Below are 15,561 nucleotides of genomic sequence, written 5' to 3' on the forward strand. Positions count from 1 at the left end.
CCGTGTTAGCGATGATTTTGAAGGTGGGTTAGAAAAAGCTTTGATCGATTTCGATGATGTCGCCGGGTTTCACTCGTGAAGTCAGTTTCACTCGATTTTTCTGATCGTCTGAGCCTGATTGAGTGATATAGACTTTGTTTCTCGCAGCACGGTCCGTAAAACCACCAGCCAATGCGATGGCTTTGTCTACGGTAAGGCCAGGCTGGTACTCATAACCTCCTGGTTTCTTCACCTCACCGTTGACGTAGATGCTTCTAAAGCCAATAACAGAAACTCGTACTTTAGGGGAAATTAAGTAGTCCCCTTTCAGACCCTTGGTGATTTCACTTTTAAGCTGCTCTGGTGTTTTATTTAGAACAGTAAGTTGCCCCAAATATGGGTAGTCAAACTTACCGCTATTATTGATGTAGAGCTCTTCAATGGAGAGGTTCTCCTCTCCATAAACTGAAATCTGGATCTTGTCGCCTGCCCCTAGTTTATATGTGTCTTCAAACGCGAACGTTGTATAGCTAAAGCTAACCAAGCAGGTCAAAAGCGAAGTAAGCAAAACGCTTTTCATAGTCTAGAGTTCCGAATTAGAAAAGTTAGAAAAGTAGGTCTGCAGACAGGTACCAAATATTTTGGTCGTAGCTGTTACCAGAAGTAGTTGAATCGTTGGTTTCGAATTTCCAACCTAAACCGATATCAGCGAAGTCTAGAATTTCGTAGCCAAACGTCACACCTGCGGTCATTAGGTCATCTTCTCGTTCAGAATTTGCGTAATCATCTTCTCGAACTTGACCTGTGATTCGGCTGTAAAAGTTGTTTACCCAGTAATGTTTCCAACCCGCCGATACACTGGTTTCATCGACATATGTCGTGCCTTGTTCAGGGTCACGAGCACGTTGTGAGCCAGATAGAGCAACTGTAGAGTGCTGTAGTGGTTTCCAGACAAACTCTAAATCCCAGCTAAAACCTTGGAAGTCTTCTCGGCTTGATTCATCATAGGTTTTATCTTGTAGACCGAGTCTCAGTTTACCGGTTGTCTTACCCGATACGTCCCAAGTGGCACCCACTAAGTAGTACATGTCTAAGTTGTCTTGGGACAATCCTGCTGCATCATCAAGGTCGTATGTTCGATCGACTGCATCCACTTCAAACAACAAGCTGGTCGCTGGCATCACTCGATAGTAAAAAGCGATCGCACCATTTAGCTCGTTGTGATCTTTGTACGCTGTACTCACACGACCGATATCAGGTAGAACGACATTTCGGTAGTTTTTGTACTCGCGGTCTTCATAACCTAATGTCAGCTCTAGGCGTCCCGTTGCCTCTTGCGAACCATATACGTAAGTTCCGTTTACATTGTGGACGGCGTATTCCACAGGCTCATCTGCAGCAAGAGAATACAGGTCACCTGCAAGCAGACCTGTACCGCGTTCTTCGTGCAAGTACTGGTAGCTGTAGTTAAGAGCAATACCATTGCGGGCGTTGAAGCGAATAAAGTTATTAGTAGAAAATTTGTGGTCTAGATAGTTGTCATCGCTACTATCGAAATACGTACCTGACGCTAATTGATAACTAACGCGGTACTGGTTGCCACCACGGTCAGATTCGATACTCACACCAGGCTCCACAACAAATACTGTCGAAGACTCTGGGTCTTCCGAATCTGAATAACGACCAACGTTGTCGTTGTGTTCGAAACGTGATTCAAGAAGTGGTGTGATTTTTAAGCCAGATTCAGTGGTGTAACCCTGACTCTCAGCCGCTTGTACAGATTGATAATTAACAGCCAACAGCAACGCTAAAATTGATAATTTCGGAGTGTTCATCACTAATCCTTTAGTATGTATTTTTACCTACAAAGCCTTTAAATACGGTGAGAAAAATTATTTTTATATCCAGCCATAACGACCAGTTGCGAATATAGTTCAAGTCATATTCGACGCGCTTTTCCATCTTATCCAACGTATCTGTTTCACCTCGATAACCATTGATTTGAGCCCAGCCTGTTATGCCAGGCTTTACTTTGTGTCTGAGCATATATTTGTCGACGATTTGCCTATATTCTTCGTTATGCGCAACCGCATGAGGACGAGGACCAACAATAGACATGCGACCTTGTAAAACATTAATGAATTGCGGAAGTTCATCGAGTGAAGTTCGGCGAATAAAGCTACCGAACTTAGTTACTCTTGGATCATCTTTAGTCGCTTGTTTCACAACGCCACCGTTATCCATGACTTTCATTGAGCGGAACTTCCATACCTTGATTTTTTTCCCATCAATTCCGTAACGATATTGTTTAAATATCACGGGGCCAGGCGAGGAAGTTTTTACCCCGATAGCAACCGCTAACAACACTGGGCTAATTAGGGCGAGAATGATTGAAGAAACGACAATATCTTCCAGGCGCTTAACGAAAGTGGTCACGCCGTAAAACGGCGTGTCATAAATACTCAATGTTGGCACTTGACCAACGTTACGCCAGCGAGATTGGATAAGATCAAAAGTGAAAAAATCCGGCACGATATAAACGCGAGCCGTGCTATCTGAGAAGTAATTAATAATCTCTTTAATACGGTGGGACGCTTGCATTGGCAGCGCTACATAAACATGGCGAAAATCGCGCTCCTTTGCCAATTTTAATGCATCGTTGATTGAACCACGAATTGACGCTTGACTTTGCTCTGGCAGACGATCAAGAGAGCGATCATCAAAAATGCCGACTAGCTGCAACCCAAGGTGTTTATTTCCCTCAATTTCTCTCGCCAGTGATAAACCCGAAGGTGTCGCGCCAATGATGATACTCTTCTGCTCGTATGAATCAGCGTGACGTGCTTTCGACAACTTACTAAATGCAAATCGGTAAGACGTCAGTGCAACTGGCGCATAAACAAACCAAATGCTGAGAGCAACACGAGAGAAGTTATCGGTAATCTTCAGCGCAAATGCAAAAGTAAGCAGAAGTGCGATACTGGATAACCAAGATAGGAGAATCGGAGCGAAGGTCTGTTTAGCGGAGTAATAGTAGTTCGAGTTATAAACGCCCAACAACTCGGAAATTATGCCAAAGACTAATACCGTAACGCACAGAGCGGTTATATAATGAACGTTAATACTACCCACGTATAAAAGAGACACTAACAAGAAACCAAGAGAAATAAGGGTGGTATCCATGAGTCGGTAAGCGAGAACATTTTCCTCTCCATGGCTTTTTATTGCTCCAATCGCTCTCATAACTGTTTAGTCCTTAATTTGATACGCTACCGCCCTTGGGTAAAGCTCCCAATGCGCTAGCAACACAATTTATAAATATTCAAGTTCATTCATTTCCAAGCTCAATAGTCTGGATTTTTTTTCGTTAAAAACAAACTGCATAACACCCCTTATTTCCTATTATCTAGGATGTGAGATGTAATAATTTTCACATGTGAGACAATAGTGATCTCAATCTAATTTAAATGTCGAATAAGAAACAAAATAATCATTTTTTAGTAAAAAATAGTTAGAGCATTAGCTTTAAATTAGTTTTTACTAATTATCACAATGAATACACCTAATACTTATTGGCGATGTTTTTCACGTGACATTTAGAAAATTACATTTGCGAGTCGCTATATTTGGACCAAAAAAAAGCCCCTCTTAAAAAGAGGGGCAAGTACCATCGCTTATTATTATAGTGATAATTTTGTATATAAATATTCGCTTAACCAAAGTCTCCGTTCACATAACCTTTGGTGCGATCGTCTTTAGGTTCATTAAAGATAGCCTGAGTATCGTCATGCTCAACCAGCTCTCCCATCAAGAAAAATGCAGTGCGGTCAGAAATACGACGCGCCTGTTGCATAGAGTGCGTGACAATCACGATGGTGTAGTCTTTCTTAAGCTCTTCCATCAATTCTTCAATCTTGTGCGTCGCGATTGGGTCAAGTGCCGATGTTGGTTCATCCATCAGGATCACATCCGGCTCCATAGCAATGGTACGTGCGATACACAGACGTTGTTGCTGACCACCCGATAAACCAAATGCGTGTGATTTCAAACGGTCTTTTACTTCATCCCACAGCGCCGCACCACGGAGAGAGCGTTCTACGACTTCGTCGATGTGTTTCTTATCTTTGATGCCTTGCGCACGAAGGCCGTATGCGACGTTCTCATAGATACTCATTGGGAATGGGTTTGGCTTTTGGAAAACCATACCAACTCTGATACGCAGGTCTGCAACATCAACGTTACCATAGATGTTTTCACCATCCATATTAAGCTGGCCAGTGATTTTGACACCTTCAATCAAGTCGTTCATACGGTTAAGGCAACGCAGAAGCGTTGATTTACCACAACCAGATGGACCAATCAGTGCAGTAACCTGACGGGTTGGAATTGGCAAATTGATTGCTTTTAGTGCTTGGTTTTCGCCGTAGAACAAGTCTAGGTTCTTAATATCAAATTTGTTCATGCTTAAATCTCTTAATCTTAAATTCGTGTAAATCTTGTGTAATAGCAACTAGTAAGTAGCGGTATTAAAACGACTTGCGATAAGTTTCGTCACCATGTTGATCAGCAGAACAACCACAATCAACACCGTCGCTGTACCGTAAGCTTGGTTCCACTCTTCAACAGTGAACAGCTCGGTAGTTAGCTTATAAAGGTGAACCGTTAGTGTTCGCCCCGAATCTAATAAAGAATCCGGAATACGTGCCACCATACCTGCTGTTAGGAAGACAGGTGCTGACTCACCGATTACACGACCAATACTAAGAATGACCGAAGTTAAGATACCTGGCATTGCACTTGGCAAAATCAAGCGCCAGATAGTGTAGATTTTTGATGCGCCCAAACCGTATGAACCTTCACGGTATGTTTGAGGCACCGCCATTAACGCTTCTTCTGTTGTACGGATAATAACAGGAAGAATAAGAATACTTAGCGTGAGGGCGCCCGACAGAATCGAGAAACCCAAACCGAGAATCGCAACAAAGAAAGTCATACCGAATAGACCGAAGATAATCGACGGAATCCCCGCCAATGATTCAGTACAAAAACGAATAACTTTAACTAAGCGACTACCTACTTTGGCGTATTCCGTTAGATAAATTGCTGTCATGATGCCCAAAGGCGCTGCCACCGCAATAGATGCGATAACCATGTATATCGTCGAAACGATCATCGGGAAGATGCCGTGCTCATCGCCCGTACGAGTGTAGTCATCAGAAATGAAGGCCCAGTCTACGTGCTGTAGGCCGTTTGAAAGAATGTACCAGATAATCCAGAACAGGAAGCCGACTGTCAGTGCCGCTGCTGCCCAGATTAAACCGTTAAAGATCTTGTCTTTAAACTCACGAGCTTGTTTTAGTTTTACGCGATCCATTTTCATCACCTGTCAGTCACTTACTTCGCTTTTTCGCGGTTAAGGTAGAGTAGTGCTGCGTTGAGCATCATAATAAACACCAGTAACACGACCCCTGTAGCGTACAGAGCATTAGCGTGAACACCACTTGCATAGGACATTTCAATTGCGATGTTCGCAGTCAGAGTCCTTGCTGAATCAAGAATACCTTGTGGCATTGCTGGCGCGTTACCCATTACCATGATGATCGCCATGGTTTCGCCAAGAGCACGACCAATACCTAAAATAACGCCGGTCATAATGCCTGAACGTGCAGCAGGAACGAGCAATTTGAAAATCGTGTAGATTTTTGACGCTCCAAGCGCCAAAGAACCTTCTTTGTAAGCGCGAGGCACTGCTCGAATTGACGTTTCTGATACCGTAATTACCGTCGGTAGAATCATCACACCCAATACAATGATACCTGCCAAAATGGTGTTACCCGCAGGTACATCAAAAACGTTTTGAATCAGGGGAACAATAATTACCAAGCCAAAGAAACCATAGACAACCGATGGGATACCTGCCAATAGTTCAACCGCTGGGCGAATTACGTCTGCAACACGTTTTGGCGCGACTTCTGCGATGAAGATTGCCGTCAAGACCCCAACAGGTACACCGACAATAACTGCACCAAACGTCGAAACAACGGATGCGACGATCATGGTCGCAACACCGTACAACGCAGGTGGTAACCAGTTTTGGCCTAATACGATGCCTGATAAACCTGCTTCTTGGAACGCTGGGATAGACTCTCGAATGATGAAGTAAGCAATAATGGATAGGGACACAATGCCGATGACAGCACTGGTGAGAAACAAGCCATGGAAAATGCGCTCTTTCCAGTCAACTTGCTTCTTAGCACGAAGACGTGGCTTTACCGTTTGAGTCGCTTCATTGTTCATAAGCTTTTCACTATTTGTTGCGATGGTCATAAAGTTCTTACCGTTCTAACGCGCTGGTCGCCCGTTATTGAGTGAGAAAGCGCTCAGCCCAAAAGTAGGCTGAGCAATTTATAATGAGAATCTGATTAGTTAACTGAGATGTAGCCTTTTTGGTCAACAATTGACTGCGCTTCATCAGTTAGCATCCAATCTAGGAATTTCTGAGTTTCAGCTGATGGTTGACCTTTCTTGTATAGAACTAGGAAAGGACGAGCCACTTTGTAAGAACCGTTTTTCACGTTGTCTACGTTTGCGTCAACGCCGTCGATTGCTAGTGCGTGAACAGTGTTATCGACTGTACCTAGAGAGATGTAGCCGATTGCGTAAGGGTTAGATGCAACCATAGTTTTAAGTGCACCGTTACCGTTCGCTACTTGAGCACGTTGAGAAATCGCCGATACTTTCTTACCAGAGATTTTCATTTTTAGAGACATGATGTCTTCGAAAGCACCACGAGTACCAGATGCGGTATCACGAGTAATCGCTACGATTGGTTTGTCTTCACCACCAACATCTTTCCAGTTAGTCACTTCGCCTTTGTAGATTGCAGACACTTGCTCTGCAGTCAGACCTTTAAGGCCATTCTTAGGGTTTACTACAACTGCGATACCGTCGCGAGCAACCACTTCTTCAATTAGAGATGGTTCTTTTTCAGAGTCTTTTAGGTTACGAGAAGACATACCTAAGTCCGCTGAACCGTTCTTAGCTGCTTTTACACCAGCAGAAGAACCTGGGCCTTGAACTTCAATAAATACGTTCGAGTTCTTCTTCATGTATGTTTCAGAGAAAACTTCCATCAGTGGAGTTACGCTGCTAGAGCCCACTGCAGAGATAGTTTCTTTAGCAGAAACAGGAGTCACTGCCATTGCGCCTAGAAGTGCGATTGCACCGATAACTGTCTTTTTCATCACAATATCCTTAATTGGCTACATTGCCGTTTGTGTTTCACTTGAACGGTGCTCACTTTAGAACTCGAATATGACAGTTGTGTTTCACTTAGTTGAAGCCTACATGACAGGTTGCAATAAACACTTTTTCATCAATACAGGGATAAGAACGCCAGAGCCACGGCGACAATAGAACAGAAGACGGTAACAAGTGCATTGCAACAAATCACATAAACAATTGATAAGTAAATAAATTTACTTACACAAAATCCTCATGATTTTGCGATCCACTCGCGTTTAGAAGATTGAAATCTACCTAAGGCAAATTAGAATCATTCCCTCTAATAATAAAAATATTACTTTATTTTCATTTCTTTTTTATGAAGAGGACATTCAATGCGCCAACTACTTAGTGGCTTGTCTATCAAGATTCAGGTCATTGTGCCTGTTTTATTTACATTACTGCTCTTATTAGCCGGTATTAGTTACAGTGCTTCCAACCTTAAAAACGTCTTCACCCAAGTGACAGTATCGACAGAAGGACTCATTGCTCACAAGGATGAACTGACTACAATTATCGACAACACATACGGAATGCGAATCAAAGCCATCTACAGCTTATTTCGCTCTGAAGACGTAGAAACGCTCGCCAAAACGCTCAATGAAAACAAAAATAACAGTCTGATCTTACTCGACTCACTCAACAACGTTGCCGGGTTAGAAATCGAGGTAGAAGCGTTAAGAACAGCGATCAATGCGTACGTGGATTACTCAATAGACACCATGATTCCTCTGCTGACTCATCAACATTCGGGAGAAACGTTAGACCACAACTTTGACGCTCAGTACGATAAAGCGGCCGCAGAATATCGAAAAAAAGGTAATGCGATGGTCGTCGCCATCGATGCGTTATCGAAGCAACTCAATCAATTGGCCGTTCAAGAAGTCGCCGATAACCAAACCAGTCACTCTGACGTGATGCTACACACCTTTATCGGCCTGTTGGTGGTCTTAGCATCAGCGCTTCTGATTAGCTGGATGCTGGCGGGCATCATTGTGACGCCGATTAAAGCGTTGCAACAAGCAATGCAGCAATTGGCTCAAGGGCATCTCACCGTCAAGGTCGCAGAGCAAGGCAACAATGAGATCACTGCACTGGCGAAAGACTTCAATATCACCGTCAAGCAACTACGTACCACGGTTGATTCCCTAGTTCGCATTAGCGTCGATGTGGCATCCGCGTCAACAGAACTTGCAGCGGTGATGACGCAATCGAGTGTAAACTCAGACCGAGAGAAAAATGAAGTCGAACAAGTGGCATCGGCAATCAATCAAATGGAGAGCACCGCATCAGACGTGACTCAAAATGCCAATCAAGCCGATGCGTCATCGAACAATGCCAGCAAACTCGCCCAAGAAAGCCTAACCATTTTTGAGCGCAATACGCATGCGAGCAAAGAGATGACTGAGCAACTTACCGAAGCGGCCAATGTGGTGAATTCACTTAAAGAGCAATCGCAACAGATTGGCCGAGTGATTGAGGTTATCGAGAGCATCTCGGAACAAACCAACTTACTGGCATTGAATGCTGCGATTGAAGCCGCACGTGCTGGGGAAAGTGGCCGCGGTTTTGCTGTTGTAGCCGATGAAGTAAGAATGCTGGCTGCACGGACTCAGGAATCAACCAAAGAGATTCAAACCATTATCGAAGAACTGCAAAGCCAGTCGAGTGTTGCCAACGAGAGCATGCACTCCAGTTTGGATATGCTGGCGAGTAATCAGGAGCAGGCCAACCGCATCAATGAAGCGTTAAACAACATTAGCCAGTCCATCTCACACTTAACCACACTCAACGCGCAAGTCGCGGTCGCTTCTGAGCAACAAGGACAAGTCACTTCAGACGTGAACAAGAACTTGGGCAACATCTACGAATTAGTGAGCCAAAACGTCACGGGTATTACCCAAGCCGCAGCAGCAAGCCAAGAGTTATCAAACCTTGCGGAGCATCAGAAACAGCAGCTCGGTTTCTTCAAGATCTAGTTCATTGAGCACAGAACAAAAAAAAGGGGTTACTCATCGTAACCCCTTTTTTTATTATTCGTCGTCGGCTTTAGGCGCGACTTTCTTTTTCGGTATAAACACCGAATCGCCCACCGCCACATTTTGGTAGAAGGCTTTATCGCGCTGCGCTGGCTTCTTAGCCACTTTCTTCGCTTGAGGCTTGGCTTTCTTGCTCGACTTCACCTTACCACGGAAATCTGGCTTGCGCGGCTTAAGCCCTTTGAACTTACCTTTTAGCCCTTCTAACTCTGAGAATTGAAGATCTTGTTGAAGGTAAGCTTCAACGCGCTTAAAACTGTCCCAGTCTTTTGGTCCAACTAGCGAGATCGCATCACCTTTGTTACCGGCACGGCCAGTACGACCAACACGGTGAACGTATTCTTCAGTGTGCTTCGGCATATCAAAGTTGATCACGTGAGTCACGTTAGCAATGTCCAAGCCACGTGAAGCAACATCAGTAGTAACCAGAATCTTAAACACACCACGCTCAAACTGGCTCATGATAGTATTACGCTGAGTCTGGTTGAGGTTACCGCTTAAGGCGATCGCTTTGAGTTTCTGCTCGTTGAGCTTTTCGGTCAAACGGTCAGTGTCTGCACGCGTTGCCGTGAAAATGATCAGTTGTTTGTACTGAGCTTCTTCTAGCACACGTTCAAGAATCGCTTCTTTATGGTCTAGGTGGTCACACAAATAGAATTTCTGCGTGATGTCTTTGTGCTCTTCATTCGAAACACCAACCGCGATACGTTTTGGCGCGTCTTGCATCTCAAAAGCAATTTCATTGACTTCTGCATGGTCAAGTGTCGCAGAAAACATTAATGTCTGACGACGACGGTGCTTAGCAGCATTGTGAATACGACGAAGCTCTGGTGCAAAACCCAGATCCAGCATGCGGTCTGCTTCATCCAGTACGAGTGTTTCCAAGCCGTCTAAATATAGAGAGCGGTGCTCAAGATGGTCAGCTAGGCGTCCTGGCGTCGCAACGATGAATTTCGGGTAACGACGCAGCGCTTTCACTTGGTCGTTAAAGTTTTCACCACCTACGATCAGTGTCGCTTCGTATGACAATCCAGACAGCATTGAACGCAACTCAGTATAAACCTGCTTGGCCAACTCACGCGTGGGAGCCAAAATTAAACCACGTGGGTCTTTCGCAGAGAATGCTTTGTTCTTTAGCGACTTATGTAACATAGGAAGAACAAAAGCCAGCGTTTTACCCGAACCTGTTTTTGACGAAGCCAAAAGATCCTTACCAGCAATAGCCACTGGAATGGCTTTCTGTTGGATCTCTGTAGCTTGCTTAAAATCGAAGTGCTTTAGGGTCTTAAGTAAGCGATTGTCTAAACCTAAATCTTTGAAGTGCAAAGTATTCTCCATCTGTGCAGCAGGTCTGTTCTACCGGCACATTGCAGCCGTTCAGAACGTGATAAATTTGAAAACAGGCTATGATACCGACATTTGTACAAAGTGGATAGTGATCACAGAAAATAAACTCTTGACGGGCTAAAAAAGCACAAAATTCACTCAACAAGCTGTGCAATTTTTGCTCTCACCAATGAGACATAAGTCAATTTATTTGATAATTGCTTAAAAACTTGGGTTTTTTTAACTTTATTCTGCTTTTGGAAGCTTAGAATTACCACTACACTAATATGCGTTACTATACGATTATAAGGTATAGGACGTTCCACATTGATACTAAAAACGCAAGGAGTTCAATTATGAACAAAATGTTGATCGCAGCTGCAGCGTCTTCGGTTCTTCTACTAGCTGGCTGTGCTTCTGGTCCAGACGAAGAAACAACAGCAAAAATGGACGAGCTAAGCAACCAAGTTAGCCAACTAAGCCAAGACGTTCAGGCACTTCAATCTGACGTTCGTAAATCTGGCGATGCGGCAATGGCAGCTCAAGAAGAAGCAGCACGCGCTAACGAGCGTATCGACAACATTGCTCAGTCTTACACTAAGTAATTAGTCATTATTATTAAAAAAGGGTCTGCATTGCAGACCCTTTTTTTATTCAGATTATTTTAGAAAGAAGGAGGAACCACCTCAACTGGCACACCATTCTGTGCAGCAATTACGGCTCTCGCTTTGACTTCTGAATGATCAAACTCTTTCAGCCACCAGCTTAACTCTTGCGGTACAGTCAACGCTTCTTTTACGCCATCACTGCGAGTTAACGGCTCATGCGCTTCAACAAACACACTGCGATCTGGTTCTAGTGCCACTTTGATCGGTTCGTTGATGATGCGAACCTTCTCGCCCAATGTCACTTTCGGGAACAACCATTCAATGTCTTTTGGCTCCATACGAATACAACCCGCACTGACGCGCAAGCCAATACCAAAGTCTTTATTGGTACCATGGATCAGGTATTCACCATAGCCGTAAGCCAAGCGCAAAGCATACTCACCTAACGGGTTTTCAGGCCCAGCTTGCACTACATCTGGTAGTTCAATCCCTTTCGCACGGTATTCTTGACGAATTGAAGCCGGAGGCGTCCAAGTCGGATTAGGACGTTTTTGGCTGATTGAGGTCTGCATCACTGGCGTATCGCGTCCGACGCGACCAATACCAACAGGGAAAATATGCACGATATTCGAGTTAGGCTCAAAATAGTACAGACGCAACTCCGCAAGGTTAACCACAACGCCTTGTCTCTCAACGTTTGGCAGTATCACTTGCGTCGGGATCGTCAGCACATAATCCACTTGCGGTAGAAAAGGGTCTACACCTTTATTTGCCGCCATTAACGGCAAAAAGCCCACATCATATTGTTTGGCGATCTCCGCCAACGTCTCACCTTCACTGATCTTGTGATATTGCGTACGTCCAACAATATTGCTTCCTTCAGGCGGCAGTTCATAACTTGCGGCAAATACATTACAAGCAAATATGCTGCAACCTAGCGCAATCAGCTTACGTAGCATCCAAAGTATCCTTAGCGTTTTTATAATTCAGCAAGGTTATCTCTCTTTGCGCCTTGTGATCAACTATTGGTGGTGGATATGACAGCGCGCTAACATTGCTCCATTTCCAAGGTTGATGAACATACTTGTCCGGCACAGAAGCAAGCTCTGGGATCCAACGTCGAACGAAACTGCCATCAGCATCAAAACGCTCTCCTTGGGTAACCGGATTAAAAATGCGGAAGTAAGGTTGACCGTCACAACCGGTTGACGCACACCATTGCCAACCGCCATTGTTGGCAGGGTAGTCACCGTCAATCAGTTTGCTCATGAAGTACGCTTCACCTACCCGCCAATCCACTTGCAGGTCTTTAATCAGGAAACTTGCGACAATCATTCGCAAACGGTTATGCATCCAACCTGTTTGGTTAAGCTGTTTCATTGCGGCATCGACAATCGGATAACCCGTATTGCCGGTTTTCCATGCCTCGATACGCGTTTGCGAGTTGTCCCAACGGAGCTGTTCCCCCCATTCAAGGAAGCTCTTGCCCATACTCAACTTTGGTTCGAAATAGATTAGGTGCTGGTAGAATTCACGCCAGATCAATTCACTCTGCCATGTTTCACGCCCAGCACTCAGCGGCATCGACTGTTGGTACAAAACGCGAGCCATACATTGACGCACCGACAGTGCGCCAATCGCCAAATAAGGCGACAATCGGCTGGTCCCTTCGATAGCAGGAAAATCTCGCTTATCTTTGTAGTCATCCACATCTTCGCTATTAAAGCGGCGCAAGGTTTGATAAATGCTTTCTGTATCGACGGCATAGTCTTCACTCGAAACTCGCGGATAACTGAACGTGCTGTCTTGGCTAAACTGGTACTCGCTAGTGTGTAACGACTCCGGTGGCAACACCGCTTCCACAGCCTTTTGTGGCACAACAGGAGCAAGCGATAGCTGACTTAGGTAGGCCTTTTTAAACGGAGTAAAGACTTTAAAGTACTGGTTTTGCTTATTGACGACCGTGCCCGGATTGAGGATACATTTGTCATCAAAACAATGAAGCGCTTTGTCTTGCGTCAATAACGCTTGTGCTAAGCGCTCATCACGTTTGACCTCATTCAACTCGTACTCTTTATTTAGGTACACATCATCGCAGCCCAACTCATCGGCCAACTCAGCAACTTTGTCAGCGCTGTCACTGAAACTCGCCACTTCTGCGTATAGCAACGGGATGTTCAAGTTCGCCAAGTCTTGCTGTAGCTCAAACAAACGGCGATAAATAAAATCCGCTTGGATGGGTGCTAGCTCGTGTTGTTGCCACGTAGAGGGTGTCGCAACGAACAAAGCAACAACTGGCTTGTTGGTGTTAATCGCGGCAAGAAGCGCACTGTTATCGTCTACGCGCAAATCGCGTCTGAACCAGACTAAGTTCATAATCAGTCCTGTGTTGCATTCAGTACGTCAGACAAGAAGCATTCCCCATCGAAATTTTCTTGTACCTGACGAATGGCGGATTTTTGTTGTTCGGTTGAAGGTTTCTCACTGTAAATAGCCAGCGCTTGATAGTTGTCTGCCAAGTTAATATCGACTAGCCCTGAAACGTCCTCGACGTTGTCCATCAAAGTGACATTCCAGCTTTTATCAGAAAGATGTACCGCCCATAAACGGCTAGTAATGTCGCGACTGTCACCACAGTTGATCAACAAGCATTTGCCCGATTTCGCGGCTTTATTTTCGGATTCGATGATCGACTCCAGCTTAGAGACAATCAGCGACGTAAACAGGCTGATTTGCAAAATACGCTGCGCACGTTTGATTGATTCCAATGCACTCAAAATCGGTGAAATGAACTGGCTTTCAACCACCTCAAGCGGGTACTCTTTCAAAACCGTATTGATGACCGATTCCGCTTTTGAACGGCGAAGTGACGCCAGAGCATTGAGTAGCGGTTCGACTTCTTCTAAATAGTCAGATTGCTCGGAACCCACACCACTCGGTGTCATGTTGGCTTCCAAAAGACCTTTCACTTTGCCAATCGAAACCCCTTTACTGAGCCAGCTTTGGATCAATTTGATCAACGCGATGTCTTGATCGGTATACAGGCGGTGGCCCTTCTCCGTTCTTTGTGGCTGCACCAAGTTATAACGGCGTTGCCATGCACGCAGAGTCACGGGCTTAACTCCGGTTAACTCTGACACTTCTCGGATGGCGTACAATTTTTCACTACAGCCCATAACGTAAACGTAACTCCTGTGGGTAAGGTTCCAAGTATTTTTGTTGCTCTAGGTACTCGTCTGGATGCGTCTTCAAATAGTGCTTAATCAGCGTCAAAGGCGCGAGCAGTGGCAACAGGCCAACTCGATAATCATCTATCACTTGGCGAAGCTCGGCTTTCTCTTTCTTATCCAGATTGCGCTTGAAATATCCTTGTAAGTGCATCAAGACATTGGTGTTGTTTTTTCGTGTTGCGCGGTAAGCCATCGCCTTCATCAAACCCACTCGATATAGTTGGTAAAACTCTTCGAGGTCGTAATCTTTTATATTGGCCACCAAGCGACCTAACTCTTTGTATGAGTTAGGGTGATGCGCCATAAGCGTGAGTTTATAACGGGAGTGGAACGCAATGATACTGCCACGACTGAGATCGTTGCCAACTGACTGATAAAAGTCATACAGCGTAAACACACGTGTGATGAAGTTTTCTTTGAGGATTGGATCATTCAGTCTGCCGTCTTCTTCGACTGGCAACCAAGGCATCTTTTGCATCAATTCGTTGGTATACAATCCGACGCCAATGTTTTCAGCACCGTTATTTTTATAAACCTTGACGCGCTCCATGCCACAAGTGGGTGACTTCGCACAGACGATATAACCGCACAATTGTGCTTCTTCAAGCTCGGCGACTTTACTCTTTGAGTACTCTACCATCGCTTGCGTGTGGTCTTTAGTAGAGTCTTTAGTTTCCACCAATGCCAAACGCTCGTCGTTGGAGATCAAGCGGATTGTTGGCCTAGGAACAGGCATTCCCATCCCTACCTCAGGGCAAACGGAAACGAACTGAAAATAAGGTGCCAGCTCTTTCGTCACAAACTTGCTCACTTTATGCCCAGAGTCAAAGCGCACTTTCTCACCTAGAACGCAGGAACTGATGCCAATATTAATGTTGTTGCTCATGCCAATCTCCAAACGAACTGTTATACAGATTTAATTCTTGTATAAGTTTTAGCACAACCAAACATATTGTACAAAAATTATTTTTGTATATGACCTGTAATATTTTGCTTTGAGTGATCGGTTTTAAATTGCACAGCTGAAGCAATCGTTTTTCCGAATCGATTGCTTTACCACTTTCAACAGAAAACGTTATTAATGATTTTCTTTAA

The 15,561-nt window shown here is 44.6% G+C and carries 14 protein-coding genes; 2 read left to right on the forward strand and 12 right to left on the reverse strand.

Annotated elements, in window-relative coordinates; genetic code table 11:
* Positions 1-28: 28 nt before the first annotated feature.
* The 7 genes from AKJ31_RS11400 to AKJ31_RS11430 all read right to left on the reverse strand — a co-directional run bounded on the left by AKJ31_RS11400 (position 29) and on the right by AKJ31_RS11430 (position 7,223).
* Entirely contained in the window at positions 29-559 is a 531-nt protein-coding gene (locus AKJ31_RS11400; protein WP_053409222.1) for a polysaccharide biosynthesis/export family protein, read from the reverse strand.
* A gap of 25 nt (positions 560-584) precedes the next feature.
* Positions 585-1,814, reverse strand: coding sequence for an outer membrane beta-barrel protein (locus AKJ31_RS11405; protein ID WP_053409223.1), 1,230 nt, complete (start codon positions 1,812-1,814; stop codon positions 585-587).
* Between the two features lie 10 nt (positions 1,815-1,824).
* The gene (locus AKJ31_RS11410) at positions 1,825-3,222 is read right to left on the reverse strand and encodes an undecaprenyl-phosphate glucose phosphotransferase (RefSeq protein ID WP_053409224.1); all 1,398 of its coding nucleotides are present in this window, start codon (positions 3,220-3,222) and stop codon (positions 1,825-1,827) included.
* Between the two features lie 469 nt (positions 3,223-3,691).
* The gene (pstB, locus tag AKJ31_RS22995; protein ID WP_053409225.1) at positions 3,692-4,441 is read right to left on the reverse strand and encodes a phosphate ABC transporter ATP-binding protein PstB; all 750 of its coding nucleotides are present in this window, start codon (positions 4,439-4,441) and stop codon (positions 3,692-3,694) included.
* Positions 4,442-4,489: 48 nt separating this feature from the next.
* Positions 4,490-5,353 (reverse strand): phosphate ABC transporter permease PstA, encoded by an 864-nt coding sequence (pstA, locus tag AKJ31_RS23000; RefSeq protein WP_053409226.1) that lies wholly within the window; start codon positions 5,351-5,353, stop codon positions 4,490-4,492.
* Positions 5,354-5,373: 20 nt separating this feature from the next.
* On the reverse strand, positions 5,374-6,306 hold the full coding sequence (gene pstC, locus AKJ31_RS11425) for a phosphate ABC transporter permease subunit PstC (protein WP_053409227.1): 933 nt from the start codon (positions 6,304-6,306) through the stop codon (positions 5,374-5,376).
* 95 nt (positions 6,307-6,401) lie between these two features.
* Positions 6,402-7,223 (reverse strand): phosphate ABC transporter substrate-binding protein, encoded by an 822-nt coding sequence (locus tag AKJ31_RS11430; RefSeq protein ID WP_053409228.1) that lies wholly within the window; start codon positions 7,221-7,223, stop codon positions 6,402-6,404.
* Between the two features lie 375 nt (positions 7,224-7,598).
* Here AKJ31_RS11430 and AKJ31_RS11435 point away from each other — a divergent pair, with 375 nt between their 5' ends.
* Positions 7,599-9,242 carry a methyl-accepting chemotaxis protein gene (locus tag AKJ31_RS11435; protein WP_053409229.1) on the forward strand — a complete coding sequence of 548 codons (1,644 nt, stop codon included), beginning with the start codon at positions 7,599-7,601 and terminating at the stop codon, positions 9,240-9,242.
* A gap of 54 nt (positions 9,243-9,296) precedes the next feature.
* On the opposite strand, the gene AKJ31_RS11440 is transcribed toward AKJ31_RS11435, so the two are convergent.
* Positions 9,297-10,640, reverse strand: a complete 1,344-nt coding sequence (locus AKJ31_RS11440) for a DEAD/DEAH box helicase (protein ID WP_053409230.1) — start codon at positions 10,638-10,640, stop codon at positions 9,297-9,299.
* A 344-nt stretch (positions 10,641-10,984) separates the two neighbouring features.
* Here AKJ31_RS11440 and AKJ31_RS11445 point away from each other — a divergent pair, with 344 nt between their 5' ends.
* On the forward strand, positions 10,985-11,233 hold the full coding sequence (locus tag AKJ31_RS11445) for an Lpp/OprI family alanine-zipper lipoprotein (protein WP_053409231.1): 249 nt from the start codon (positions 10,985-10,987) through the stop codon (positions 11,231-11,233).
* A gap of 59 nt (positions 11,234-11,292) precedes the next feature.
* Here the strand turns inward: AKJ31_RS11445 and AKJ31_RS11450 are convergent, their stop codons facing one another.
* Genes AKJ31_RS11450 through AKJ31_RS11465 form a run of 4 tightly spaced genes read right to left on the reverse strand, consistent with a single transcriptional unit; the run spans position 11,293 to position 15,352 of the window.
* Positions 11,293-12,195 carry a L,D-transpeptidase family protein gene (locus tag AKJ31_RS11450; RefSeq protein WP_053409232.1) on the reverse strand — a complete coding sequence of 301 codons (903 nt, stop codon included), beginning with the start codon at positions 12,193-12,195 and terminating at the stop codon, positions 11,293-11,295.
* The gene (gene phrB / locus AKJ31_RS11455) at positions 12,185-13,612 is read right to left on the reverse strand and encodes a deoxyribodipyrimidine photo-lyase (protein ID WP_053409233.1); all 1,428 of its coding nucleotides are present in this window, start codon (positions 13,610-13,612) and stop codon (positions 12,185-12,187) included. The genes AKJ31_RS11450 and phrB overlap by 11 nt, the downstream gene beginning before the upstream one ends.
* Before the next feature lie 2 nt (positions 13,613-13,614).
* Positions 13,615-14,412 carry a MerR family transcriptional regulator gene (locus AKJ31_RS11460; protein WP_053409234.1) on the reverse strand — a complete coding sequence of 266 codons (798 nt, stop codon included), beginning with the start codon at positions 14,410-14,412 and terminating at the stop codon, positions 13,615-13,617.
* On the reverse strand, positions 14,402-15,352 hold the full coding sequence (locus AKJ31_RS11465) for a YbgA family protein (RefSeq protein ID WP_053409235.1): 951 nt from the start codon (positions 15,350-15,352) through the stop codon (positions 14,402-14,404). The genes AKJ31_RS11460 and AKJ31_RS11465 overlap by 11 nt, the downstream gene beginning before the upstream one ends.
* Positions 15,353-15,561: the final 209 nt, after the last annotated feature.

Origin of the sequence: Vibrio hepatarius, assembly GCF_001274785.1 — a bacterium.
Classification (GTDB): Bacteria; Pseudomonadota; Gammaproteobacteria; order Enterobacterales; family Vibrionaceae; genus Vibrio; species Vibrio hepatarius.